Source organism: Streptomyces sp. 147326, from assembly GCF_045000215.1.
GTDB lineage: Bacteria > Actinomycetota > Actinomycetes > Streptomycetales > Streptomycetaceae > Streptomyces.
In genome coordinates, this window is sequence record NZ_CP134201.1 from 4600626 (window position 1) to 4623996 (window position 23371).

General features: G+C 69.6%; 33 protein-coding genes, 1 tRNA gene and 1 pseudogene. 21 read left to right on the forward strand and 14 right to left on the reverse strand.

Features of this window, described 5'->3' with window-relative positions; translation table 11 throughout:
- Nucleotides 1-37: 37 nt before the first annotated feature.
- From RIU97_RS20805 to RIU97_RS20855, 11 genes are all read right to left on the reverse strand, one after another.
- Nucleotides 38-313: a hypothetical protein gene (locus RIU97_RS20805; RefSeq protein WP_404958924.1), complete on the reverse strand. Its 276-nt coding sequence runs from the start codon at nt 311-313 to the stop codon at nt 38-40.
- Between the two features lie 11 nt (nt 314-324).
- Nucleotides 325-513, reverse strand: coding sequence for a hypothetical protein (locus tag RIU97_RS20810; protein WP_030742441.1), 189 nt, complete (start codon nt 511-513; stop codon nt 325-327).
- A 159-nt stretch (nt 514-672) separates the two neighbouring features.
- Nucleotides 673-918, reverse strand: a complete 246-nt coding sequence (locus RIU97_RS20815) for a hypothetical protein (RefSeq protein WP_404958926.1) — start codon at nt 916-918, stop codon at nt 673-675.
- A gap of 149 nt (nt 919-1067) precedes the next feature.
- The gene (locus RIU97_RS20820) at nt 1068-3134 is read right to left on the reverse strand and encodes a cell division protein FtsK (RefSeq protein ID WP_404958928.1); all 2067 of its coding nucleotides are present in this window, start codon (nt 3132-3134) and stop codon (nt 1068-1070) included.
- 92 nt (nt 3135-3226) lie between these two features.
- Nucleotides 3227-3460 carry a DUF6257 family protein gene (locus RIU97_RS20825; protein WP_404958929.1) on the reverse strand — a complete coding sequence of 78 codons (234 nt, stop codon included), beginning with the start codon at nt 3458-3460 and terminating at the stop codon, nt 3227-3229.
- 75 nt (nt 3461-3535) lie between these two features.
- Nucleotides 3536-3916: a DUF6251 family protein gene (locus tag RIU97_RS20830; RefSeq protein ID WP_404958932.1), complete on the reverse strand. Its 381-nt coding sequence runs from the start codon at nt 3914-3916 to the stop codon at nt 3536-3538.
- Nucleotides 3900-4292, reverse strand: a complete 393-nt coding sequence (locus RIU97_RS20835) for an RRQRL motif-containing zinc-binding protein (RefSeq protein WP_404958934.1) — start codon at nt 4290-4292, stop codon at nt 3900-3902. Before RIU97_RS20835 ends, RIU97_RS20830 begins: the two co-directional genes overlap by 17 nt.
- Nucleotides 4289-5128, reverse strand: a complete 840-nt coding sequence (locus RIU97_RS20840; RefSeq protein WP_404958936.1) for a DUF2637 domain-containing protein — start codon at nt 5126-5128, stop codon at nt 4289-4291. The genes RIU97_RS20835 and RIU97_RS20840 overlap by 4 nt, the downstream gene beginning before the upstream one ends.
- Nucleotides 5125-5397: a DUF6303 family protein gene (locus tag RIU97_RS20845; RefSeq protein ID WP_404958938.1), complete on the reverse strand. Its 273-nt coding sequence runs from the start codon at nt 5395-5397 to the stop codon at nt 5125-5127. The genes RIU97_RS20840 and RIU97_RS20845 overlap by 4 nt, the downstream gene beginning before the upstream one ends.
- The gene (locus tag RIU97_RS20850; protein ID WP_404958940.1) at nt 5394-5720 is read right to left on the reverse strand and encodes a DUF6303 family protein; all 327 of its coding nucleotides are present in this window, start codon (nt 5718-5720) and stop codon (nt 5394-5396) included. The genes RIU97_RS20845 and RIU97_RS20850 overlap by 4 nt, the downstream gene beginning before the upstream one ends.
- On the reverse strand, nt 5717-5986 hold the full coding sequence (locus RIU97_RS20855; protein ID WP_404958942.1) for a DUF6284 family protein: 270 nt from the start codon (nt 5984-5986) through the stop codon (nt 5717-5719). The genes RIU97_RS20850 and RIU97_RS20855 overlap by 4 nt, the downstream gene beginning before the upstream one ends.
- 890 nt (nt 5987-6876) lie before the next feature.
- On the opposite strand from RIU97_RS20855, the gene RIU97_RS20860 reads away from it, so the two are divergent.
- Complete coding sequence (locus tag RIU97_RS20860) at nt 6877-8007, forward strand: helix-turn-helix domain-containing protein (RefSeq protein WP_404958944.1); 1131 nt, start codon at nt 6877-6879, stop codon at nt 8005-8007.
- Here the strand turns inward: RIU97_RS20860 and RIU97_RS20865 are convergent.
- A complete protein-coding gene (locus RIU97_RS20865; RefSeq protein ID WP_404962892.1) occupies nt 7991-8767 on the reverse strand; it encodes an NUDIX domain-containing protein in 777 nt (258 codons plus the stop codon). The two genes, RIU97_RS20860 and RIU97_RS20865, sit on opposite strands and share 17 nt — an antisense overlap.
- 614 nt (nt 8768-9381) lie before the next feature.
- Between RIU97_RS20865 and RIU97_RS20870 the strand changes: the two genes are divergently transcribed.
- The 15 genes and pseudogenes from RIU97_RS20870 to RIU97_RS20940 all read left to right on the forward strand — a co-directional run.
- Nucleotides 9382-9552: a hypothetical protein gene (locus RIU97_RS20870; protein WP_404958946.1), complete on the forward strand. Its 171-nt coding sequence runs from the start codon at nt 9382-9384 to the stop codon at nt 9550-9552.
- A 79-nt stretch (nt 9553-9631) separates the two neighbouring features.
- Nucleotides 9632-9706 (forward strand) — tRNA-Ser (locus RIU97_RS20875).
- A gap of 327 nt (nt 9707-10033) precedes the next feature.
- Nucleotides 10034-10321 (forward strand): lactococcin 972 family bacteriocin, encoded by a 288-nt coding sequence (locus RIU97_RS20880; protein WP_404958948.1) that lies wholly within the window; start codon nt 10034-10036, stop codon nt 10319-10321.
- Between the two features lie 448 nt (nt 10322-10769).
- Nucleotides 10770-12527, forward strand: coding sequence for a bacteriocin-associated integral membrane family protein (locus tag RIU97_RS20885; RefSeq protein ID WP_404958950.1), 1758 nt, complete (start codon nt 10770-10772; stop codon nt 12525-12527).
- Nucleotides 12528-12555: 28 nt separating this feature from the next.
- Nucleotides 12556-13224 carry an ABC transporter ATP-binding protein gene (locus tag RIU97_RS20890; protein WP_404958952.1) on the forward strand — a complete coding sequence of 223 codons (669 nt, stop codon included), beginning with the start codon at nt 12556-12558 and terminating at the stop codon, nt 13222-13224.
- Nucleotides 13221-13346, forward strand: a complete 126-nt coding sequence (locus RIU97_RS20895) for a hypothetical protein (RefSeq protein WP_401610300.1) — start codon at nt 13221-13223, stop codon at nt 13344-13346. Before RIU97_RS20890 ends, RIU97_RS20895 begins: the two co-directional genes overlap by 4 nt.
- 221 nt (nt 13347-13567) lie before the next feature.
- A complete protein-coding gene (locus tag RIU97_RS20900) occupies nt 13568-14002 on the forward strand; it encodes a DUF6344 domain-containing protein (protein WP_404958954.1) in 435 nt (144 codons plus the stop codon).
- Between the two features lie 538 nt (nt 14003-14540).
- Nucleotides 14541-14852 (forward strand): hypothetical protein, encoded by a 312-nt coding sequence (locus RIU97_RS20905; RefSeq protein WP_404958956.1) that lies wholly within the window; start codon nt 14541-14543, stop codon nt 14850-14852.
- Nucleotides 14853-15060: 208 nt separating this feature from the next.
- The gene (locus RIU97_RS20910; protein WP_404958958.1) at nt 15061-16224 is read left to right on the forward strand and encodes an acyl-CoA dehydrogenase family protein; all 1164 of its coding nucleotides are present in this window, start codon (nt 15061-15063) and stop codon (nt 16222-16224) included.
- Nucleotides 16221-17210 (forward strand): bifunctional MaoC family dehydratase N-terminal/OB-fold nucleic acid binding domain-containing protein, encoded by a 990-nt coding sequence (locus RIU97_RS20915; protein ID WP_404958960.1) that lies wholly within the window; start codon nt 16221-16223, stop codon nt 17208-17210. Before RIU97_RS20910 ends, RIU97_RS20915 begins: the two co-directional genes overlap by 4 nt.
- On the forward strand, nt 17210-18253 hold the full coding sequence (locus tag RIU97_RS20920; protein ID WP_404958962.1) for an acyl-CoA dehydrogenase family protein: 1044 nt from the start codon (nt 17210-17212) through the stop codon (nt 18251-18253). The genes RIU97_RS20915 and RIU97_RS20920 overlap by 1 nt, the downstream gene beginning before the upstream one ends.
- Nucleotides 18250-18633 carry a MaoC family dehydratase gene (locus RIU97_RS20925; RefSeq protein ID WP_404958964.1) on the forward strand — a complete coding sequence of 128 codons (384 nt, stop codon included), beginning with the start codon at nt 18250-18252 and terminating at the stop codon, nt 18631-18633. The genes RIU97_RS20920 and RIU97_RS20925 overlap by 4 nt, the downstream gene beginning before the upstream one ends.
- On the forward strand, nt 18630-19796 hold the full coding sequence (locus tag RIU97_RS20930) for a lipid-transfer protein (RefSeq protein WP_404958966.1): 1167 nt from the start codon (nt 18630-18632) through the stop codon (nt 19794-19796). Before RIU97_RS20925 ends, RIU97_RS20930 begins: the two co-directional genes overlap by 4 nt.
- A 134-nt stretch (nt 19797-19930) precedes the next feature.
- Nucleotides 19931-20464: a SigE family RNA polymerase sigma factor gene (locus RIU97_RS20935; RefSeq protein WP_404958968.1), complete on the forward strand. Its 534-nt coding sequence runs from the start codon at nt 19931-19933 to the stop codon at nt 20462-20464.
- A 152-nt stretch (nt 20465-20616) separates the two neighbouring features.
- Nucleotides 20617-20844, forward strand: a pseudogene (locus RIU97_RS20940) (fatty acid--CoA ligase); the annotation flags it as partial.
- Nucleotides 20845-20948: 104 nt separating this feature from the next.
- Here the strand turns inward: RIU97_RS20940 and RIU97_RS20945 are convergent.
- Both RIU97_RS20945 and RIU97_RS20950 read right to left on the reverse strand, forming a co-directional pair.
- Entirely contained in the window at nt 20949-21152 is a 204-nt protein-coding gene (locus tag RIU97_RS20945) for a DUF397 domain-containing protein (protein ID WP_404958970.1), read from the reverse strand.
- Nucleotides 21149-21976 (reverse strand): Scr1 family TA system antitoxin-like transcriptional regulator, encoded by an 828-nt coding sequence (locus RIU97_RS20950; protein WP_404958972.1) that lies wholly within the window; start codon nt 21974-21976, stop codon nt 21149-21151. Before RIU97_RS20950 ends, RIU97_RS20945 begins: the two co-directional genes overlap by 4 nt.
- 167 nt (nt 21977-22143) lie before the next feature.
- On the opposite strand from RIU97_RS20950, the gene RIU97_RS20955 reads away from it, so the two are divergent.
- The 5 genes from RIU97_RS20955 to RIU97_RS20975 are packed head-to-tail and all read left to right on the forward strand — an operon-like array spanning nt 22144 to nt 23320.
- Nucleotides 22144-22332: a hypothetical protein gene (locus RIU97_RS20955; protein ID WP_404958974.1), complete on the forward strand. Its 189-nt coding sequence runs from the start codon at nt 22144-22146 to the stop codon at nt 22330-22332.
- Nucleotides 22316-22537, forward strand: a complete 222-nt coding sequence (locus RIU97_RS20960) for a hypothetical protein (RefSeq protein ID WP_404958976.1) — start codon at nt 22316-22318, stop codon at nt 22535-22537. Before RIU97_RS20955 ends, RIU97_RS20960 begins: the two co-directional genes overlap by 17 nt.
- Nucleotides 22534-22779, forward strand: a complete 246-nt coding sequence (locus RIU97_RS20965) for a hypothetical protein (RefSeq protein WP_404958978.1) — start codon at nt 22534-22536, stop codon at nt 22777-22779. Before RIU97_RS20960 ends, RIU97_RS20965 begins: the two co-directional genes overlap by 4 nt.
- An 11-nt stretch (nt 22780-22790) precedes the next feature.
- On the forward strand, nt 22791-23060 hold the full coding sequence (locus RIU97_RS20970) for a hypothetical protein (protein WP_404958980.1): 270 nt from the start codon (nt 22791-22793) through the stop codon (nt 23058-23060).
- Nucleotides 23057-23320, forward strand: a complete 264-nt coding sequence (locus tag RIU97_RS20975) for a hypothetical protein (protein ID WP_404958982.1) — start codon at nt 23057-23059, stop codon at nt 23318-23320. The genes RIU97_RS20970 and RIU97_RS20975 overlap by 4 nt, the downstream gene beginning before the upstream one ends.
- Nucleotides 23321-23371 lie beyond the last annotated feature (51 nt).

Genomic DNA, 23371 nt, shown 5'->3' on the forward strand with positions numbered 1-23371 from the left:
CCCAGTCATTGGCGTGAGGGGGCCGCCTTCGGTGTTCTTAGAACGGGGGTTCGTCGCTGGTGGCCCAGGGGTCGGCCGTGGTCCGGCGGCGGTGGGGCAGGTGCGGGAGCGGGAGCAGGGTCCAGCGCTGTTCCTCGTTCCAGCAGGTGCAGGGGTCCCATTCGGTGCCGGCGTACTCACCGGTCTCGTAGTCGCCGTAGTCGTAGCTACGGCCGCCCTCGCCCTGGCAACGGGGGCAGGTGGGCCGGGGGGTGTCGGTCAGGATCAGGGCCGGGCGGGGCCAGGTGGTCCGGCGGATACGGAGCCGGGGCATGTGCTGTCTCCCTAGAGGTTGGGGATGGCGTGGACGATGGCGTTGGCCATCTCGTTGATGGGGCCCGCGGCACCGGTCGAGGCGAGGAAGAATCCGAAGCCGGCGGCGACGAAGGCGCTGCCCGCGCTGAGGCTGTGGGAGCGCAGGAGGAAGTACAGGACGAGTCCGAAGAGCGCGACGAGCGAGACGGTGATGGCCATGCCGGAATCTCCTTTGACGGCAGTTCGGGGTGGCTGGGACGCTGCTCGCATCCCGGGTGCTGACAAGCTCGGGGTCTTACCGGTGGCCGTGTCCGCCTAGCTCCACCATCGGAGCGGGGTCCGCCTTATGGCGTGCGGCCACCGGCCTGCTGTCCGGGGTCAGCGGTTGCCGGCGCGGTGGATCTCCCGGCTGTGGTTGTGCAGGCGACGGCCGACGCGCAGGCGCTTGCCCTGGCCCTTGCATCGGCGACAGGGCTTGACCCGCTTGAGCTTCCCGGCGCGGTTGACGGTGAGCTTGGCGCCGGCACCGTCGCACTTGCGGCAGTTCCCGAAGGGGCTGGCCATGCACAACAGGGTGTAACCGGCGAGGGTGGCGAGGATGAGGGCGGTGCTAGCGATGAGCATGCGGGTCTCTTCCCATGGCTGGGGCGGTTCCGGGGCTTTTCGCAGGTGAGCCGCTAGATGCTAGTCCCCTGTTCAGAGGCGTGATGGGCTGCTAGCGGGGGTGCTAGACCTAGCAGCGGCGCCCGCTAGGTCTAGCACCGGTTCGAGGGTCAGGCCGCGGCCCGATCGGCGTCACGGCGAGTGATGGCGGTGGTGATGTCGGCGCGCTTGATGCCCCGCCGGTTCTTGCCCTCGCCCTCGTCGGTCTGGCCCCAGACCTGGCCGGGCTTGATGCCCCAGGGCCTCAGGGCGGCGGTGACGTTCTCGCCCTTCCACCCCGCGTACACGTCGGGGCGAAGGCCGGTGAGGCGGGCAGCGATCCGCTCGCACCACACCGCGTCCTCGTCGGCCGGAATGACCGCGAGGACGTCGGCGAGGATGTCGACGCCGGCCGTGGCCTCGGGGCCCTTGCCGATGGCGTGGCCAGTGACGTTGCCGTACTCGTCGCGCATCTTCCGGGCGCGGGCCACGACCTGCTCGGCGGCGACCGCGTCCACGAACGCGGAAGCGACGATGCGCGGGTCGTCTCCCTCGCCGGCCATCCAGCAGATGCCGCGGTCGGAGCGGGAGAACATCGTGGCCCGGTACCCGGCCTTATACATCGAGGTGCCGAGAATCATGTCGTTGGCGGGCTGCCCCATGACCTTGAGCGCGAACCTGAGGACCGCGTTCGCGGAGATGCCGGTGGGCAGGGACTTGGCGTCGGGGCGCTGGGTGCCGAACATGCCGACCATGCCGAGGGCGGGGCCGCGCTTGGTGATGTCGGTGCAGATGTCCTCGATCTCCTGGCCGTACTTCTCGTGCTCGAAGGGGACCTGGCACTCGTCCAGGCCGACGACGATCGGGTGCAGCCCGAGGGTCTTGTCCGACGCGAGTTCGGGGGTGACCTTCGACTCCGGGCAGCGTGAGCGGGGCAGGGACTTGATGACCTTGGCGCGGCGGCGGAGCTCGTCCTTGAGTTCGCGCAGGGCCTGGACGACGTACTCGATGTCGTCGTCTTCTTCGCCGGCCCGGTAGCGGTGGCAGACCGGCTCCAGAGCGGAGAAGTCGCCGGTGCCCTTGAAGTCGAACGCGTGGATCTCGGCGCGCGGGTCGAGGGCGGCGATGAGCAGGAGCAGCCGCATGAGGAACGTCTTGCCCATGCGGGGGATGGAGCCGACGACGACCGCGGCGAACATGAGGGTGACGGACACGTCCCGCATGCGCTGGTCGTTGCCGAACACGACGGGCTTGAACAGGTCCACCTGCCCGGACTTCAGGAGCGGCCAGGCGGGTTTGGTGGTCTCGTTCATCGGCTTGTCCCCGACCCACAGGATCAGCCGTCCCTCGTGCTCCGTCGGGTCCGGGGCGGGCCAGACGCAGCCGACCTTGCGGCGCAGGCCGGAGGCCAGCGGTTTGCGGGCCTCCATGATGTCCTCGGGCGTCACGCCGTACGGGAGGTCGAGGTCGGCGCGGTAGCCGGGCCCGTCCCTCACGATCTCCGAGGTGAAACGGAGGCCGTTCATGTCACCGCCCTTCTTGATGGCGGCGGAAATCTTCGCGTTGCCGATGCTGTCCAACCCGCGCAGCACGATCGAGCCGGTCATCTTCTGCAGCTCGGTCTTCAACACGGCCGGGCCGATGACCGGGGCGTCGGGCTGCTGCCCGGCCAGGCCCAGGAGGAGGACCCCGCCGGCGGCGAAGGCGTACAGGTAGACGGGCGCCAGGACGTAGAGCCAGAGGGCGAAGGAGAGGCCGAACACGGCGGCGACGAGGGTGACCAAGCCGCGGAGGCGGATGCGGCCTTGGCGGAGCTTGGCCAGGCGCATGTACTCGTCGACGTCCTCGGTGCGGACGGCGAAGTCCCGCAACGGTGCTGCTTCGCGGTCCCACACCCACCGGTTGGTGGAGGCGATGAACCGGCAGGCTCCCCGAGGGCAGCGGATACCGAGTCGGGCGGCGTAGACGGGCATCCGGACGCCGTGGAAGAGGGTGGCGTAGCCGAGGTTCGCGGCGGCGTGGCGGGCGGTGGCGGCGAAGTCACGCCGGTTGGTCAGCCACCCGGCCAGGACCGGCTTGCGCTTCTCCTCGCGGACCTTGGGGTCGGGCAGGTTCGGGTTGTCGACCATCTTCGGGATCACCGGCTCGACGTCCTCGTCGGGGACGGCCCGCAGGTGCGTGGTCGGGGAATCGGTCATGCTGTGAACTCCTGCTCTCGCCTATGGGCGGGTGGGTAGGGCCCCGGAGCGGCGCGGTTTCCTTGGCCGGGACGGCCGCTCCGGGGGCACAGCTACTTACGGTTCTTGGCCTTCGCCGCGGCCTTGCGGGCAGCCTTCTCGGCCGCAGCAGCGTCCTTGGCCGCTTGCACTTCGCGCTGCCAGGCGCCGTCGATGATCCGGTCGATCTTCTTCTCCAGGTCGCCCTGGTAGACGGTCTGACTGGCGATACCGCGCTTGGCCATCCGGGCCGTGTACCAGCCGAGCTGAGCCATCTCCTTGGCGGTGAACTTCGGGTCCTTCGCCATCACGGACTCCTTCCGCGGGCCGGTCTGTCCGGCTCCCCTCACCACCCGCCCGAGGGCGGGTGGATCGGGCAGCCGTCAGCGACGGCGGCGACGAGCGAGCCTGCGTGCGTTCCTTACGGCGGCGGCGCCCTGGGAGCTGCCGGTCGACTTCACGACCGTGTGGACGCCCCACGCGAGGATCAGGGCGAGGAAGGCGAGCATCGCGATGTTCGCGGCGATCGCGGTGAGCACCCCGATGAGCAGGGGCCCGAAGTAGACGCCGGCTGCGACCGCTCCGGCGCCGACCCCGGACCCGAGGGCGATGCGCTGCACGGTCTTGTCGGGGGCGGCCTGGTGGATGTGCTGGTGGACGACCTGCGGTCCCTGGAACGCGGCGGGCAGAGATCCGGGATCGGCGTAGACGTGGCGGCCGTCGGGGAGCTGAACGACGCGCGGGAGGTCAGGCAGATGCTCCATCGAGGTTCCCTTCGGGGTAGGCGCAGGGGACGCACTTGCCGAGCGAGGCCGGGATCACGTATCCGGCATCCCTTCGGCATTCAGGGCAGGTACGACGGGCCGTATTGGCCTTGGCGAGCGCGGCGGCTTTGGCCGGGGTCATCGGTCGGACCGGCAGGGCGCGGTCCACGCGGTAGAGGAATGCGGTCAGTGGGTCGCGACGGAAGCGAGGCCGGAGTATCTGACCGGCGATGTCCTGACCGCCGGGACGCAGGCCCAGGGCGCGGAGCTGACGCCGGGTGGCGAGTCCGTCCGGGGCGAGGCGCCACGGGAAGGTGGGCAGGCCGTGGACTCTTCCCATCGGATCGAAGCAGTCGGCCCACTTGATCCGGCTCATCCGGACACCGCCGCAGCGGTGTCCCGCTCCCGCTCCGCCTTCAACGCCTCACGCACGACCCGAGCCTTGGCCGGGGACGTACGCAGGGCCTTGCGGATCCCCTCGCCGGTCAGCTTTTCGACCGGCCACGACTCCGTCAGGCTCCGCGCTTCGGCCAGCAACTCGATGTCCGTGCGGACCGGTCGACTCGATCGAGCAGCGGCCGGTACCCGACCGGTCGCCCGACGAGGACGCGTCGACTCGGCCGCCACGGCGAGCTGCGGCAGGGCCGCGATCGACTCGCCCACCGGGATGGGGGAAGAGTCCACCGCCACCCCCGGGGCCGTCTCCTCGACCAGCGGTTCGCCCTGGTCAGGCATCGACCGATTTACATCAGTCTGAGTTGATTTCGGCGTGTTCGGGTCGACTGTGGGTCGGTGGTGTAGGACTTTGGCGACGAGGTCGGATCCGAAGTAGATCGACCCGACCGGAAGCGACGTCGCCAATAGCACGAGCGCCCAGTTCGTGTAGTCCCCGTCCGCCAGTCGACTCCAGCCGATCGACTCGGCGTGCAGGTCGGGCAGGAGTCCGTGGACGTAGTTCAGGACGAGTGAGGCGAGCGTGTATCCGGCGAGTACTCGCAGGGCGAATTTGCGGGCAACGTCGGTCAGCACGAGGGCTGCGACGAGGGCGAGGGCCATCAGGCCGTCGACGACGAATGGGTAAAGTGTCGCAGCGGTGTCGTCAGCACCGATGGCCTTGGCGATGTCGCGCAGGGCGTTCCAGGAGACCCGGAACGCCATGCCGACCACGGCCACCAGGGCCAGCACCAGGAGCGTTTTGCCCGCCCGGTTCACGGGGCCTCACCGACCAGACGGACGTCGAACGAGGCGAGGAGCTCGACGGTGTCCATGTCGCCGTTGGGCAACTCCATCCACTCCCAGGCAGCGCCGTCCGCCGCCTCGTAGCCGAGGCCGGTCAGGGCGGCGGTGCGCTCGGCGAGCGTGGGGATCGGCGAGGTGCGGCCGAAGCAGTGGGTGGGCCAGTCGTCGGCGGGGTCAGCGGTGACGATGTAGATCTCCCACTCACCGAAGTAGGAGTTCGCAAGGCGGGCGCTCTGCGTCATGCCACACCGCCTTCCAGGGGTCGGACCTTCACCGCGCCCAGCAGGAGCACCCGCACCGGGTGGGGGTGGTAGTCCGGGCCGGTGTGCTCCGTCCACTCCCATTCGGCGTCCTCGGTGAGCACGAAACCGAGGTACGCCAGAGCCGCCTTGCGCGCCTCGACGCTCGGGATGTCGGTGGACATCGGCCAGGTGAAGGTGGGCCACTCGCCGACCAGCCCCATCGTGGCCACGTACAACTGCCAGCACGGGCCGGCCGTCCGCTCCGGGAAGGTCGTACCGCAGCAGCGCAGAGAGAGCTGCGCTCCGAAGATCTGCTTGCTCATGCCGCATCACCCGAGACCATCGATCCGACGATGCGGTTGGCCAGGTTCCGCCGGGCGACCAGGACCCGGTTCCGGGCACGGCGGATCCGACGCTCGTCCACCTCGGACGGCGTGCGATCGATCGTCATGATCTGGGCGTCCAGCAGGTCGACGCGCGCCTGGATCAGCGGCATCTCCTGCTCGATCGCGTCCAGTTCCGCGTCCGTCGGCTCCAGGCCGTCGGACCACGGGGTAACGAGGTTCTGAAGTGCAGCGATGGACTTCATGGGTCTTGCTCCTTCGAGAGAGGAACGGGGCCCGAACAGCAGCCCCCGGCGTTCGAGCGCTGGGGGCTGCACTGCGTTGGGGGTGGAGCTGAGGTACTCGGCTCCCTACAACCCCACCCGTACGGTCCGGGGGCCGGACGGGTGGAGGAGGCAGCCGACCGAGACGGCCAGGCGACTCGGACGGTGTTGCAGTGCGAGCGACGGCGGGCCATGAGCCCGAAGCTGCCTCACACGGCCGTTGAGCGATGACGCGGAGGGCACGGCCGGCCGTACCGGTCCAGTACGGCGAGCGCCCGCAGATGTCGGTGGAACACAGCAGCCTCCTAACCGGAGGGGCGAGGCTTCGCCGGAGCACCGTTGCCACGGCGTTCCGGTCCCGAGCCTGGGAGTCGGGTGCGTCATCGTCGCTGCTCTGACGCCAGCAGGGCGGCGCGTACCGGGTGGCACCCGAAGGTGGTCTCCAGAGCCAGCACGCAAGAGAAGGTGTTGCCGCCAGCGACACCCCGTCGCCATGGGGACGGGGGTCACGCCCCGTCTCGTTTCGCTTGACACGCTGTTGAGTTCTTAAGGAACGGGCGCTGCCTTCGTACTCGCCCCCTCGGGCTTTCCTCCGGGCTGTAAAGCGGGCTCTCGGTCGTACGTGCACACCGAAGTTGAGCCCTTGCGGGCCATCTGGTGCGCACCAGAAGCATGGCATCTGGTGCGCACCAGATGCAAGCCCTTGGTTCGTTCGGGGCTTGCCGGTGTTCTTCCGGTGTGACTTCAGGAAACGACCCAGACAGGGGGTCTCGGTAGCCAACAGGGGTTAACCTCAAGGGTGTTAACCCGCTCCCACCTGCGGCGATTCGGTTAAGCCCCCGCAGGTGGCACGGCCATCGGAGGCGATGCACGTGGGCAAGGGATTACGAGCTGTTCGTACTGCGCGGGGATGGTCGCAGGACCGACTGATCTTCGAGATTGAGCGCTACGCGCGGCAGCACATGCTGAACGTCGCATCGAGCGCGAGCCTGAAGACCTATGTGTCGGAGTGGGAGAACGGCCGGCGGGCCATCACGGAGCGGTACGCCGTGATCCTCCGGCCGCTCCTCGGGGTGACGGACGCCGAGCTGGGCGGGGAGCCTGCACGCTCGATCCCCCAGCAAGCAGATGGCTACGAGGACCTGTTGAGTCGAATCGACGCAGCGCGAAGCCTCAGCGATTCCATGGTGGGCACCTTTTTGGACCAGACCGAGCTGCTGCGGACCATGGACCGGCAGATGGGTGCATCGGGCCTGGTGGACCAGATGAGCGGTCACCTGACGCGAATGGAGGAGGCGCTCACCTTCGCAGTCCTGCCAGGGACGCGCCGTCCGATCGCGACGGCACTGGCAGGGGCGGCGACTCTGGCAGCCTGGCAAGCGTTGGACGCAGGTTCTGTGGACCGTGCCTGGCGGCACTACGAGCTGGCGAAGCGAGCCGCGCAGGACGCCGACGCGCCCCAGTACTTGGCTCACGCCATGGGGGAGCAGGCGTACGTCCTGGGTGATGCCGGGCGACCCGGCATGGCGGTTGAGCTCATCCGGGACGCGCAGCGCACGCACGCGGAGCGGCAGTCGCCTCGCCTTCGGGCTTGGCTGAGCGCGGCCGAAGCTGAGCTGTGCGCCGCTGCTGGCATGCACGACGACGCCCGGTATGCGCTGGACCGGGCGGCGGCCGCGCTGCCGGAAGGTGTGCACGCTCGTGACTCCGACATGCTGAGCATCTTCCTGAACGCGGACCACCTGGCGCGCTGGCGGGGAAACGTACTGGCGCTCTTGGGTGACAGCTCGGCCATGGGTGACCTCTACGCGTCTCTCCAGACGACGGACCCCACGTTCGTCCGCGCCAAGGCAGGGCTGCACAGCGACCTGACGCAGGCCCACCTTGCCCGCGGCGAGTTCGATGAGGCCCGCTCGAACCTCCAGCAGGCGCGCCTGCTGGCGAACCGCACGGGGTCCGTGCGGCACCGCCGGCGTGTGGAGCTACTTACGGGGCGGCTGTAGCCCGCGACGCGAGGACGTGCAGCAGGGCGACCAGGGTTCCTGACCCCATGAGCTTCCCTTCGGCCATGAGTCGGGGGATGTCCGCCAGGGGCACCCAGGCGATCTGTCCAGCTTCCTCGATGTCCGTGGGTTCGCCCACCTTCACCGCGCCCCGTGCCACGAAGATCTCGTGAGGCGAATCGACCATGCCGATCATGGGCTGATACGTCACGACGTGTTCGACGTTCGTCGGACGCCAACCGGTTTCTTCCTCGGTCTCCCGCGCCGCCGTGGTTGCCGCATCCTCGCCTTCGTCCACGATCCCGCCGGGGAGTTCCCATCCCCACTGCTGCGGGACGAAGCGGTAGCGCCACATCATCAGGACGCGCTGCTGCTCATCGATCACAGCCGTGATCGCCACGTGGTGCAGGCGCACCACGTGGTGCTCGAACCGCTCGACCCCGGGCGGCTCAACGTCGACGAGGTCGAGGTTCACCCACCGGTTCTCGTAGACCGTCCTGCTGCCGTGGATCGTCCAGGGCTCCAGCTCTGTCGGCGTGGGCACGGTCTCGCTACCCACGACTCGGTACGAGCTGCGGTCGTACGCCTTGATGAGGTGCTCGCTCGCCAGTCGTGCGAGCACCTGGCGGAGGGCGGTACGGCCGATCTCCAGCTCAGCGCTCATGGTCCGCTCGGAGGGAAGCTTTTCGCCGGGGCCGTACTTGCCCGACTCGATCCAAGATCGGATCGTCTGGTAGACCCTCGTCGACTTCGGTCCCATCCTCAGAGCACTCTCCCCGCTGGTCGGCCGGTATACGTCAGGGTAGTCGGCGCTCAGGTCAAGGGACTCGGTCATGCCTGTCTCTCTCTGTTGGGGGAGGAGGAGCGTCAGTGTCCGGAGGTTGCCCAGGGCGGTATTGCTCGACGCTCGGGCGCTGATATTTCACCTGCGCTTTGAGGCCTGCGAGGCACTTTATGGCGCAGTTTGCGGCATATTGCACCCTAGGCCTTTAAAGTGGAATGCGTGACTCCGGATAAAGTTTGGATCTTTTTCTTATCCACAGCAGCCGTTGTTCAACTTCGCAGCTCAGGGGCGGTGTGAGGCATTTTTTGCACAGATTATGTCCACCGCTTCGCCCACAGGGTGAGGCGACTCACCCACATCTGAAATCGAGTTATCCACAGGGGCTGTGGATGAAGAGGTTTGCGGTTAGGCGCATTGCTGCCACCATTTCTTTCACACGGTGGTGAGGTCGCAAAAAGGCGGCCCCCGCTGGCACGGGAGCCGCCGTGACCCTTCGTGAAAGGTCACCAATGACAGTACCCAGTGAGTCCAGGCATTCGCAGAGTGGGGGCCGTTCCACCGGTCGGCCTGGCGTTAGTCACGGGCGTAGGTTGCTTGTCGGCCTGACGGTCGTCGCGGTCCTCGCCACGGTCCTCGCCTGCTTCTTCCCGTCGTCCGCCGGCCCCATCAGCACCGGAGCGACCGTCCTGGCGCTGGCGCCGATCGTGCAGGCGAAATTCGGTGCCTCCAAGGAGCGGCGACGCGAATCGGATGAACCCTGATCTCCTGCGTTCGGCCAACCTCTGGCCAGCACGACGGCCGAAGATAGTACGTCGGAGCTAAAGGCCCAGGTGAAGGCACGGGCGAGTTAAGCCACACGATCGGTCTTGAAAACCGTCGTGGCGCGAGTCACCGTGGGTTCAAATCCCACACCCACCGCACGTGAACGGCCCCCGACCGGGAGATCTGGTCGGGGGCCGTTTTGTCGTGCGGCCGGTCCGGCGGCGCCGGCGTCCGTGGTTCCCCTCTGCGAATTCAGCGCCTGCGGCAGCCGCCGGGGGCGCGTGCCGCCCACCGGCTTCTCCTCGCGCGGCCCGGCCTCCCGGCTTCTCCACATGTGACGCACGCCACGCAATCGCGGAGGTCTGGGCATACCAACGACTTTGAGTCATATGGCCGGTTTACCTGCCCTGGATGGTTTTGACACTCTCCGCAAAGATTATTTGCAGATGATCATCAGCATGTGAACGAAGGAAGTCAGCAGTGCAGATCAAGCGCAGCATGAAGGTCGCAGTCGCCACCGGCGCACTCATCATCGCGGGTGCCGCTCCGGCCCTGGCGACCACCGCCTACGTCGGTGGCGGCGAGTGGAGCTACGGCGCCGGTACCGCCACGGTGTGGTCGGACTACTACCACGGCTCCAAGTGCCACGGTTCGACCTCCGTCGGTGCCTACATCGACAGCGACGAGGCCGCCAAGGACTCCTGGTCCATCACCCAGGCCAAGGTGAAGCTGAGCGGCAACAAGTCGTACTACAACACCTCCTGCTGATCTGAGCCGGGTTCCACGCCCCGGCCTTTCAGTGCTGAGCCGTCCGGCCCTCCGGGGCCGGGCGGCTCGCTCCCCCCACGCGCTGCGCTCCAGAAGTGCCCCTAGCTAGGCAATAGATGCTGCATCGAGGTATCAAGTTCGCCCACGCCGTCGTACTGGCGTTCTCCGCGACCCTCTCCTTCCTGTTCCTCCGGAGTCTCGACGAGGACTGGGCCCTCGGGCACTCCGCCGTCGTCTGGGTGACGGACGCCGACGGCGCGGCCAGCGGCTCGCAAGTCGCCTCCGTGGTCGCCGATTCGCCGCGAAGAACCACGCGACGGTCGCACGCGAGGTCCCCGACCTCAAGGACCCGTCCCACCGCCGTCATCTCTACCTCGCACCCGGTGGCCCCCACTCCGACTGGCTGCGCGAGGGCTATCCAGCGTTCAGCCGCGGATACCGGACCGAAGTGCACCCCGTCTCCGAGCTGGGCCAGCGCGACCCGCGCGGCTTCTACTACGTCATCGGCCCGGACGCCGCCGCCGCGTCGCTGACCCGGACCTTCGACGACCTCGGGCTGGTCGCCTCCGTCAACCAGCCCTTCTCGCTGGCGCAGTTGACCACCGTCTACGGCGACAGCGCGCTGTACCGCTCGTTCTTCGTGGTGGCGCTCGCCGTCGTCACGATGACCGGTGCGAGCGTCCTGCTCAACGCCAAGGCCTACGGAGTGCAGCGGCTCCAGGGCAGATCGTTCGGCCGGATCCTCCTGCGGGACATGCGGCAGCTGGCGGCGTTCTGGTCGGTCGCCTGCGCCGCGGTCTCCGCCCTGACCCTGCTGGTCCTCGGTCTCTACAACGGGCTGGCGTGGTTCGGCCAGTTCGCCGCGATCGCCCTGGGCGTCACCCTCGCCCTCAGCCTCATCGCCCTCGTCACCCACTCGGCCATGCTCTGGCTGACGTTCCAGACCGACGTCCTGCGCGCGCTCAAGGGCGAACTGCCCGCGCGCGCCGCGTCGATCAGCGCCTATGTCGTGCGGATACCCGCGCTGCTCCTCGCCCTCAGCATCGCCACGGCCGTCGTGCTCGGCGCCCAGGACGTCCTGGCCCGGCAGGAGAGCCGGGAGGCGTACGCCAAGATCGGCGACGCCACCTCGATCCGGTTCAACGGCAGCCTGGCGAGCGACACCGCACTGCGCAGCCTGGACGAGAACGTCGGCCCCTGGCTCCGCCAGGCCGACCGCGACGGCCAGATCATCGTCGCCGGGCACCGGGACCTGCGGCTGTCGGCCGGCATACCGGGCCTGACCAAGGGCGACCTGCTCGTCGTCAACGAGTCCTTCCTTGCGAAGCAGCCCCTTCTCGACCCGGCCGGGCGACGGATCGAACCGACCGCCGCCACCCCCGGCCAGGTCCGGCTCCTGGTCCCCGAGGACCTCGCGCAGCACACCGCCCGGCTCAAGGAGCTCACCCCGACGTGGCTGAGCCCGAGCGACCCGAGCAAGATCGCGCCGACGCAGGTGACGGCCATGCCGACGAAGGACGGGCAGCGCGTCTTCACCTACAACCCGCGCGGCAAATCGCGCGCCTCGGACAACCCCGGCGCGGACGACTCCCTGGTGACGGACCCTGTCGTCATCGTCTTCCCCAACGGCGCGCCCTACCTGAGCGACAAGGGCTACACGAGCTACGCCTCCCAGCGCAGCATCGTCTTCCACAACCCGGACGACGTCGCGGCCGGTGTCCAGCAGCGGCACCTGGAGTCGTACGTCACCGCCGTGACCCCCGTGGGGCAGGACGCCGCGCTCGAGCTGCGCAAGGTGGTCGGGGACTTCCGGCTCCAGCTGTTCAACCTGGTGGTGGCCGTGGCGGTGCTGCTCATCACCGGGGTCGGCGTCTGCATCGTCCATTCCCGCAAGAACGCCCAGGCGATCTTCGCCCGCCACATCAGCGGCTGGACCTTCTCGGCCACCCACCGTCCCGTCCTGCTGCTCGAAGGCCTGCTGGCCGCGCTGCTCGCCGGATGGGTGCCCTTCCAGGTGTGGCAGCAGAACCAGGACGCCGCCCGCTACGAAAGCCTCGGCATCCCCGCCCCCACCCCGCCCGCCGAATTCACCGGGCTCGACTTCGGTGTCACCGGCGTACTCGTCGCCGTGGAGGTCGCGGCGGTGCTCGTGGCCCTCGTCGTCTTCCACCGCCGGATCGTCAAGGAAGGGGCGACCGAGTCGTGATCCCCCACCTTTCTGCAGGAGATTCCACATGATCGAGATCGAGAGTCTGTCCAAGTCCTTTGACCCGCGAACCCTCTGGTCCGATCTCTCCTTCACCGTGGCGCGCCGCGAGATGCTGGCCCTGACCGGCCGGAGCGGCTCCGGGAAGTCGACGCTGCTCAACTGCCTCGGCCTCCTCGACGCACCGAGCTCCGGGGCGATCCGGCACGAGGGCCGCGACATCACCGGCTTCGGCCCGCGCGCCACACGGCACTACCGGCGTGACGTTCTCGGCTACCTGTTCCAGAACTACGCGCTGATCGAGAACGCGAGCGTCGCGGCCAACCTCGAGGTCGCCATGAAACCGCGACGGGCGAGGAAGGACGCCCCGACGGTCGCCGAGGCCCTGGAACGGGTCGGGCTGGCCGGACGGGAGAAGGAACAGGTCCACCGGCTCAGCGGCGGTGAGCAGCAGCGCGTCGCGCTGGCCCGCCTGATCGTCAAGCAGCCCGCCCTCGTCCTCGCCGACGAACCGACGGGCGCCCTCGACCACGACAACACCACCATGGTCGTCGACATCCTCCGCACGATGTGCGAGGAGGGCTGCGCGGTCGTGATCGCCACCCATGACGATGCCGTCCGCGACCGCTGCGACACGGTCCTGACCGTCGGCGACGCCACCCACCCCGTACCTGTGAACGAAAGGCAGTACGCATGAACGCCCGCATCGTCCGCCGCACCCTTCTCGGTGCGGTGCTCCTCGCCGGCATCGCGGTCCTGGCCGTCTACGGCACGCACGCCGGCACCATCCTCGGCCGGATCGGCCTTCGGATCTTCTGACGGCCGCCTTTCCCCGCTCCTCTTTCTCCGCTCCTCTTTCTCCGCTCGTCCGCAGCAGGTCCAGGTCCCAGACCCGGGCCTGCTGCGGCGTTCATGCGTCCTTCCGGGTGGTGTTTGTCGGAAGATCGGCGCGGAGGGTGGGGGCGGTGCGGTTGCGAACACATCATGACGAATGTATGCAGATCCGCCCGTCGGAACATCGCGAATCGAGGCACCCCGTCATGGCCCACCGCAGCGTCCTCTCATCGATCTGGACCTCCCTCCTCACCGCCCTCGTGGCCCTCCTCTCCTCCCTCGGCCTCGGCGGGAAGGCGGTTCTGGCCGGCGCCACCGCCCCGGCCGACGACGCTTCGGCCGCCGGCGTTGCGGCCTCCGCCTCCGCGGTCCGCGTCGCCCGACCGGCCGTCGCGGCCCGGCGGACCTGGCGGGCGATGATGCGGGGCGGTTCGCTGCCGCCGACCATCAAGCAGCGGATCCGCGCCGAGGCCCACGGCAAGACCCCCTCCGTCCGCCGTTCGACCACCGCCGCGGCCATGGGTGCCGGAGTGGTAACCGCCGATCGGCTCCTGACCTCGATCGCATCCCCTGTCGGCGTCGGAGTGGGAGTCGGAGCTCCCACGGTCCCCGCCCGAGGAGCGCTCGCGCTCGCCGCGTGACCCCGTACTCGCAGTCGCAGTCGCAGTCGCAGTCGCAGTCGCAGTTGTAGATGTAGCCGCAGTCGTAGCCGCAGTCGTAGTCGTACGGCGCTGGAGCCCGGTCGGTCGTGACCGTGGATCGCGCCGCGTGGCGCCCCCGGAGCGGGGCGCGGATGGATCACCCCGGCGTGCGCCGGGAGGTGTGCAGGGGGCGTGAAGCTTGGCATTGCAGGGCCGCAGGCCCGGGAGACGGTGGGGTTCCCGGACGGCGCGGCCCTTTTCGGCATGTCCGGGACCGGGCGGTCTGGCGGAACGTTTTTCCTCCTGTGCGTCGCGGACGGCGGCCGGTGCCAGGGGGCTGACCTGGTCCTTCGAGGGCGCGAATGAGGTCTATCCGATTTTGGTCATACTTGCGGGGGAATCGGGGAGTCCAGGGTGATTCGCCGGGGATTCGGTGGGCAACTCTGGTGTCGCGACGTCGTCACCACACGGAACGACCGAGGCGGTCGGCCAACTGCCTTGGAGCAAGTCCCACTTCGGTTTTCTGGAGGATAAAGACATGGCAAGCATCCGTACCGCCCGCGTCATCGCCGCCGTCGCCGCTCTCCCCCTCGCCGTCGCGCTCTTCGGCGGGGTGGCATCGGCCGACAACGGCTCCTTCGCGAACGGCGGATCGAATGCGAGCGTCGCCAGCATCATCGGCAGCGGCGTAGGCGGTTCCAACAGCGGCAACTCGTCCACCTCGCAGCAGGTGGCCACCGGTTCCGGTGCCTCCAACCAGAACAACACCGCGCAGGTCAACGGCTCGGCCTTCACGGCGATCCACCAGGCCAACTCGAACGTAGAGGTCGATTTCTTCCCCTGGTGGTAGCCGGTAGCCGCGGCCTGAGCCGCTCCGAATCCTGAGGGCGCCTGTGCGACCGGACCGGCTGGGGTCCGGTAGGGCAGGCGCCCTCGCGCGTGCCCGCACTCTCCGGGGGCGTCCTGCGCCCTCGCCTCCCTTCCCGACCTTGACACCGCGGGGGAATCTGACGGACAGTCAGGTTTCCTCGATGATGTGATGCCGGGAGGCCAGCGCCGTGCACCTTGCCCCGACCGAAGGCCAGTTGCGGCTCCGCGCCGAACTGCGGGAGTACTTTCAGGATCTGCTGCCGGACGGATCCCCCGAGGACCCGGCCCACCAGCGCGAACTGCTGCGCCGCATCGGCGCCGACGGACTGCTCGGCCTCGGCTGGCCCGTCGAGTACGGCGGCCAGGGCCGCGGCGCCGAAGAGCAGTTCGTCTTCTTCGACGAGGCCTACCGGGCCGGCGCCCCCGTCTCCATGGTCACGCTCAACACCGTCGGCCCGACCCTGATGAAGTACGGGACCCAGGAGCAGAAGGACTACTTCCTGCCCCGGATCCTCGCGGGCGACATCGTCTTCGCCATCGGCTACTCCGAACCCGAGGCCGGCACCGACCTGGCCTCCCTGCGCACCCGCGCGGTCCGGGACGGCGCCGACTGGCTGATCGACGGGCAGAAGATCTTCACCTCCAACGCCCAGAACGCGGACTGGATCTGGCTCGCCTGCCGCACCGACCCCGAGGCCCCCAAGCACAAGGGCATATCGATCATCCTGGTGCCCACCGACGACCCCGGCTTCGCGTGGACCCCGATCGAGACGGTCGGCGGCCTCACGACCACGGCGACGTACTACGACTCCGTCCGCGTGCCCGCCGGCAACCTCGTGGGCCCCGAGCACGGCGGCTGGGGCCTGATCACCAACCAGCTCAACCACGAGCGCGTGGCGCTCGCCGCCATCGGCATGCAGGCCGAGGACTTCTACGGGTACGCGCTCAGCCACGCCCGTACCCCCGACCCGGTCACCGGCGACCGGCCCGCAGACCTCCCCTGGGTGCAGTCCCGCCTCGCCGAGGCGCACGCGCGCCTGGCCGCCGTACGCCTCCTCAACTGGCGCCTCGTCCAGGACGTGGGCGGCGGCAGCCTGGCCCCGGGGGATGCCAGCGGCGTGAAGTTCCTCGGCACCGAGTCCACCGTCGAGGTGTACCGGATGTGCCAGGAGGTGGTCGGCGAGGAGGCCCTGATCCGGGGGCCGGGGCCGGGGCCGGGCGTCTTCGCGGGCGGCGAGCTGGAGCGGATGAACCGGGCCGCGCAGATCAACACCTTCGGGGGCGGGGTCAGCGAGGTACAGCGGGAGATCGTCGCCATGATGCGGCTCGGCATGAAGGGGAGGAAGCGATGACGGCGGACGCCACCGGCACCCGTACGGGCACCGGCACGGACACGGACACGGGCTCCGGCTCCGGCAGGGGTACCGGCACGGTCGAGGAGGCGGCCCGGTTCCACGCGCTGCTGGCGGCCTTCGAAGGCCGGCCGGCCGCCACCGGGGGCCGGGGCAAGGACGCGGTCAACGAGCCGATGATCCGCCACTGGTGCGAGGCGATGGGCGATGCCAACCCCGCGTACACCGGGCCGGACGCCATCGCTCCGCCCACCATGCTCCAGGCCTGGACGATGGGCGGACTCTCCGGCCACTCCGACCGCTCCGCCGCCTACGACGAGCTGTTCGCGCTCCTCGACGGAGCCGGCTTCACGTCCGTGGTCGCCACCGACTGCGAGCAGGAGTACCTCCGCCCGCTGCGACCCGGCGACGCGATCACCTTCGACGCCGTCATCGAATCCGTGTCACCGCGCAAGACGACCAAGCTGGGCACCGGCCACTTCGTGACCACCCGCATGGACGTCCAGGCGGACGGGGAGCTCGCCGGCACCCACCGCTTCCGGATCCTCAAGTACGCCCCCGCGGCCAACCGGGAGAAGAAGCCCGAGGCCCGCCGCCCCCGCCCGGTGGTGAACCGCGACAACCAGGGCTTCTGGGACGGGGCGCGGGACCACAAGCTTCTGATCCAGCGCTGCACCTCCTGCGCCACCCTGCGCTTCCCCTGGCTGCCCGGCTGCAACGCCTGCGCGAGCCCCGACTGGGACACCGTCGAGGCCTCCGGAGCAGGCACGGTGTTCAGCTACGTCGTCATGCACCACCCGCCCTTCCCGGCGTTCGACCCGCCCTACGCCGTCGCACTCGTCGAACTCGCCGAGGGGGTCAGGATGATCAGCAACATCACCGGAGTGCCGTACGACAAGGTGCGCATCGGCCTGCCCGTCCAGCTGGAGTTCCTGCGCGTCGACGACGACCTCGAACTCCCCGTCTTCCGCGGGAGCGAGGGCTGATGGACTTCCACCCCACCGAGGAACAGGCCGCCGCGGCCGGTCTCGCCGCCCGGATCTTCGCCGATCTCGCCACCCACGAACGCCTCGCCGCCGCCGGCACCGGCAGCGACGCCGAGCTGTGGAAGGCGCTCACCACGGCCGGACTGACCACCGCCGTCGAGGAGATCGGCCTGCTCGGGCTGGTCCTGCTGCTGGAGGAACAGGGCCGCACCACCGCGCAGGTCCCCTACGCCGCCACCTGCGCGTACGGGATCCTCCCCGTGGCCGCGCACGGCAGCCCCGAGCAGCGCGCCCGGCTGCTGCCGGCCCTCGGCACGGGCGAGGCCGTCGCCACCGGGGCCTTCCCGGCGCGCGGCCGGATCACCGCCTCGTCCGAAGGCCGCCTCACCGGCACCGCCCCCGCCGTGCCCTGGCTGCGCGACGCCACACACGTACTGGTCCCGGACGCGGACCGGGCGCTGTGGCTCGTACGGACCGACGCACCCGGAGTGGAGACGGCGGAGGTGGAGACCACCGCGCCCTGGTCGGCGGGCCGGCTGACCCTGACCGGTGCCGAGGCCGAGCGCATCGGGGGCGACGGCGCCTACGAGAACACCCTCGCCGCCGCCCGGACCGCCTTCGCCGGGCTCCAGGCGGGCGTCTGCGCGGGCTCGCTGGCCCGGGCCGTGGAACACACCTCCACCCGTGAACAGTTCGGACGGCCGCTCTCCACCAACCAGGGCGTCATGCTCCGCGCGGCCGACGCCTACATGGACACCGAGGCGATCCGGGTCACCGCGTACGAGGCGGCCTGGCGCATCGACCAGGGCCTGCCGGCCCGGGAGCACGCGCTGACGGCGGCCTGGTGGGCCTCCGAGGCGGGCAAGCGGGTCGTGCACGCGGGCCAGCACCTGCACGGCGGCACGGGCGCCGACCTGGACCATCCCGTCCACCGGCACTTCCTGTGGGGGCGCCAGCTGGACGCGTACCTGGGCTGCGGCAGCGAGCTGCTGGCCGAACTGGGAGCTTCGATCGCTTCGACAGCCGAGGGAGAACACGCATGAACATCGGCGACACGCTGCCGCCGCTGGAGATACCGGTCACCCGCACGCTGATCGTCGCGGGCGCGCTCGCCTCCCGCGACTACCAGGACGTGCACCACGACGCGGCGCTCGCGCAGGAGAAGGGCTCCCCGGACATCTTCATGAACATCCTGACCACGAACGGCTTGGTCGGCCGGTACGTCACCGACCACCTGGGGCCGCAGGCCGTCCTGCGCAAGGTGGCCATCCGCCTCGGCGCCCCCAACTACCCGGGCGACACCATGACCCTCACCGGGACGGTCACCGCCGTCGCCGGGAACACCGTCGAGATCCGGGTCGTCGGTGCCAACGGCATCGGCCACCACGTGTCGGGGACGGTCACCGCGGAGGTGCCGGCATGAGCGTCCGCACCCGGGACGAGCTCGGAGGCCGGGCCGCCATCGCCGGCATCGGGGCGACCGAGTTCTCCAAGAACTCCGGCCGCAGCGAGCTCAAGCTGGCCGTCGAGGCCGTGCACGCCGCCCTCGACGACGCCGGGCTCACCCCCGCCGACGTCGACGGCATGGTCACCTTCACGATGGACGCCAACCCCGAGATCACCGTCGCCCAGGCGGCCGGCATCGGGGACCTGTCCTTCTTCTCCCGGATCCACTACGGCGGCGGCGCGGCCTGTGCCACCGTCCAGCAGGCCGCCCTCGCCGTCGCCACCGGTGTCGCGGAGGTCGTGGTCTGCTACCGCGCCTTCAACGAGCGCTCCGGACGCCGCTTCGGCTCCGGCGTCCAGCAGCGGGAGCCCTCGGCGGAGGGGGCGGCGCTCGGCTGGTCGCTGCCCTGGGGACTGCTGACCCCCGCCTCCTGGGTGGCCATGACCGCCCAGCGCTACCTGCACACCTACCACCTCACTCCCGAGGCCTTCGGGCACGTCGCGGTCACCGACCGCCGGCACGCCGCGAACAATCCGGCCGCCTACTTCCACGGCAAGCCCATCACCCTCGCCGACCACGCCGCCTCGCGCTGGATCGTGGAGCCGCTGCGGCTGCTGGACTGCTGCCAGGAGACCGACGGCGGCCAGGCCCTCGTCGTCACCACGGCCGAGCGGGCCCGGGACCTGAGGCACGCGCCCGCCGTGATCACCGCGGCCGCGCAGGGCGCCGGCCGCCGCCAGGAGGGCATGACCTCCTTCTACCGCGACGATCTCACCGGGCTGCCCGAGATGGACGTGGTCGCGCGCCAGCTCTGGCGGACCAGCGGGCTGCGGCCCTCGGACATCGACGTGGGCATCCTCTACGACCACTTCACCCCCTTCGTGCTGATGCAGCTGGAGGAGTTCGGCTTCTGCAAGCCCGGCGAGGCCGCCGATTTCGTGGCCGCGGACGCACTGCCGATCAACACCCACGGGGGCCAGCTCGGGGAGGCGTACCTGCACGGCATGAACGGCATCGCCGAGGCCGTCCGCCAGCTGCGCGGCACCTCCGTCAACCAGGTGGAGGGCGCGGCGCACGCCCTCGTCACGGCGGGGACCGGGGTGCCGACCTCCGGGCTGATCCTCGGCGCCGACGGCTGAGACCCGGTCCTCCGGGCCCCCTTCCCCTCCACCTTCAGGGGGTGGGGGCTGCCCTACTCCTACAACCTGAGATGGATCCACCATCGGCACCTGCGGCCGATCCCAGGGCGGGCGGGCGCTCCTAGCGTGGAGACATGACCACGCCTGTGTGCACGCTCGCCTCGAATCCGACGCCGTACCCGTCGTTCTCGGCGTACGTCCGGACCCGCGGCACGGTCCTGATGCGCACCGCGCGCTCCCTCACCGCCAACCCGTGCGACGCGGAGGACCTGCTCCAGACGGCCCTCGCCAAGACGTACGTGGCCTGGGACCGCATCGAGGACCACCGCGCCCTGGACGGCTACGTCCGGCGGACCCTCGTCAACACCCGCACCTCCCAGTGGCGCAAGCGCAAGGTCGACGAGTTCGCATGCGACGAGCTGCCGGAGACCGAGGAGGCGCCGACCTCCGACCCCGCCGAGGCACAGGCCCTGCGCGACGCGATGTGGCGCGCCGTGACCCGGCTGCCGGACCGGCAGCGGGCCATGGTCGTCCTGCGCTACTACGAGGACCTGAGCGAGGCGCAGACCGCGGAGCTGCTGGGCGTCTCGGTGGGCACGGTCAAGAGCGCCGTCTCCCGCGCGCTGGGCAAGCTCCGCGAAGACCCGGAGCTCACGCCGGTCCGGTGAGGCGGGGGATGTTTCACGTGGAACCAGAGGATGTTTCACGTGAAACACGAACCGGTTTCTACCCCCGGGTAGTGACATGCCGAGCGGTATGTGCGCAGAATCGGCAGCATCCGTAGCCGCCGCAGCGCCGCAGCGCTCATCGGGAGGACGCTTTGCTCAGCACCATGCAGGACGTACCGCTCCTCGTCACCCGCATACTCCGTCACGGGATGACCATCCACGGGAAGTCCCAGGTCACCACCTGGACCGGGGAAGCCGAGCCGCACCGCCGCAGCTTCGCCGAGATCGGCACCCGCGCCACCCGCCTCGCAAGCGCCCTGCGCGACGAGCTCGGAGTGCAGCAGGACGACCGGGTCGCCACTCTCATGTGCAACACCAGTTCTAAAGCACTCGCGGTCTGACCTGCGGAAACGCGAAACGCTGGCGGCAGCAAGCGGCCCCGACACCTGGGAAGGTGCCGGGGCCGTCGCCTGTGCGGAGGTTTCTACTGCGCGGCCAAGACGACCAGGCCGGCCCAGGCGGACGGGGACACCGTCAGCACCGCGCCGCCCTTCACCTTGCTGTCCCGCACGGGGACGACACCGTGAGTCGCAACGTACTGGGGGGCCCACTCGACGCACTCGCCGCCGTTGTTGCCGCTGTACGTCGACGCACGCCAAGCCTGCTCGGGAATGTCGGCATCGTTCATGAGTAGTGATCCTTCAATGTGGAGTCGATCAGGTCGGCCGACTCATCCGGCGGGCACGCCATGGCCGTGAGCAGATCATAGGCGCCTCGCGCCTTTTCCAAGTCGTCTGGCTCAGCTAGGAGATAACCCCGGGGGAACCCGTCCACGTGCACGACGTCGGACCCCTCGGGGAACGAGAGCACGCCGAAGGGGCTGTGGTACCCGTGGTGCCTCCCCTTGTCCGCGATGATCTGCACGCGATGCGTCGGGTCCTCGGCAAGGTCGCGCAGGTGCCCGAGCTGCGCGCGCATCACGTCCGGCCCGCCGACCGTGTGGGTCAGCACGGCCTGATTCAGGACGAGCCACAACCGCGCCGGCTGCTCGCGTTGCAAGATCCTCTGCCGCTCTATCCGAGCGGTGACCAGGTCTTCGAGATTGGCGGGACGACCGGTGCGCAGTACCGCGCGGGCGTAATCCGTCGTCTGGACCAGGCCGGGGAGAAGCTGCGGATTGAACATCCGCACGACGGCCGCCTTCTCCTCCAGCTCGACATACCGGCGGAACCAGGGCGGGAAGGCGTACCGCAGGACGAGCGGCCACAGCCGGATGAAACGGCCGTTGGAGTGCGGAAATACGCGGTCGCAGGCTTCCGCGAACTCTCTGGGCGGGATTCGGTCCCCGCTTTCGATCTTGGCCACGAGCGAGTAACCGCATGTCGCCGCCTTTGCGAGTTCCTGCCGGGGCATGCCCAGGCGCTCGCGCTCTAACCGGACCTCGCGGCCGAAGTGCACCAGCGGGGACGCGGTCGGGTCGGCAGTGTCTGCCTCTTCTGTCTCCACGCTCATTCGAACAACTCCCCGAACTCCCTTGGACAGTTGGCCCTGTCCAACCTTCCCCCCTGTTGAGAGTACGCGCGGAGCGCGACGCTTGTAGCACAGAAAGTGATCCAGCTTCCAGGCGGCCGAAAGGGGCGTGCGACATGGCGAGTGACCTGCCACGACGTGTACGTCGCGTGAGGGACCTCGACGCCGCCATATCTCGACGGGAGTTCTTCCGGCTCGGCCGCGAGGACACCCCCATGCCCGACTGGGTGCCGGCTGACGCCGCACCGATTCGGTCCACCGTACGAGCGACCCCCGAGATCCTGCGGGCCCTCACGGCTGGGCTGGAGAGGCGGTGGACCGATGAGCAGCAGCAGTGAGACCGGGGTGGCCCCGGTGCTGCACGTGCCGCACGTGCTGGAGCTGGAGCCCGTACCGGTGCCGGGGTGCCTGATCTGCGGGGCCGCCGGACGGCGCCGCGAGGCGCTCCGCCCGCTCGGTAACGGGGTGAGCAGTCAGGCGTGCAACAACATCATCCGGCAGCACCCCCACCGGATGACCGACGGAGAGGGAGCGGCGGCGTGAGTACCGCTGAGAAAGGCAACGGCGCCGCCTGGGCGCCACAGAGAGGCGACCTGGTAAAGGTCGAGTCCACGGGCAAGGTGGGCACGCTCATGGGCCTCGACTGGGGCATGTGCCAGGTCCGGCCCGTTGAGGGCGGGGTCGAGGTGGACGTCGCCCTGGACGACCTGGTGAAGCCGACCGACGAGGAGCGACTCAGCGCCAGCGTCCGGCACGCCAACGCGCGGAGCTGGGGGCACCTGTGAGGGCGGAAGAGGTGTTCGCGTTCACGGCCGAGCAGCGCGCCGAGTTGGAAGCGGGTTGGGTCGACATGCTCGCCGACCAGGAGGCCGCGGAGGTGTCGGCCGCCATACGGGAGGCCGCGCCCGTGCTGGTGCAGCGTGCTGTGCAGGAGGCGCGGCGACGGCGGGGCCGGCTGCGGCGGGCGTACGACTTCGCCGCGCGGTTCGCGGGCCCGCTCACCGCGTTCATGGTGGCTGCCAGCGTTGGCCTGTTCCTGAGCGCGGCCGTAGTGATGGAACGGTGAGGCCGCCCGTTCGCCCGTGCGGCGCCGTGGCCGTCCTCAAGCCCGAGCACATCGCGGCGGTTCGCAAGCTGCCCAGCAAGGCGCCCCCCTTCACCGGCCCCGTCGCTGCTGTGGCTGTCTGCGAACGCGGGGAGCACCGGGTGGGCGACGGGTCGGAGTGGCACGAATGTGCGCTCCGCCCCCTCGACTGGCGGTACGGCGGGACGGCGGTCGGCATCCGCTGGCAGGGCCACCGCGTACAAGCAGTGCTCATGACGTGACCTCGGACCGGCGCGCGTACCGCGCCGGCCCCATGAACCGCTCCGGAGTCG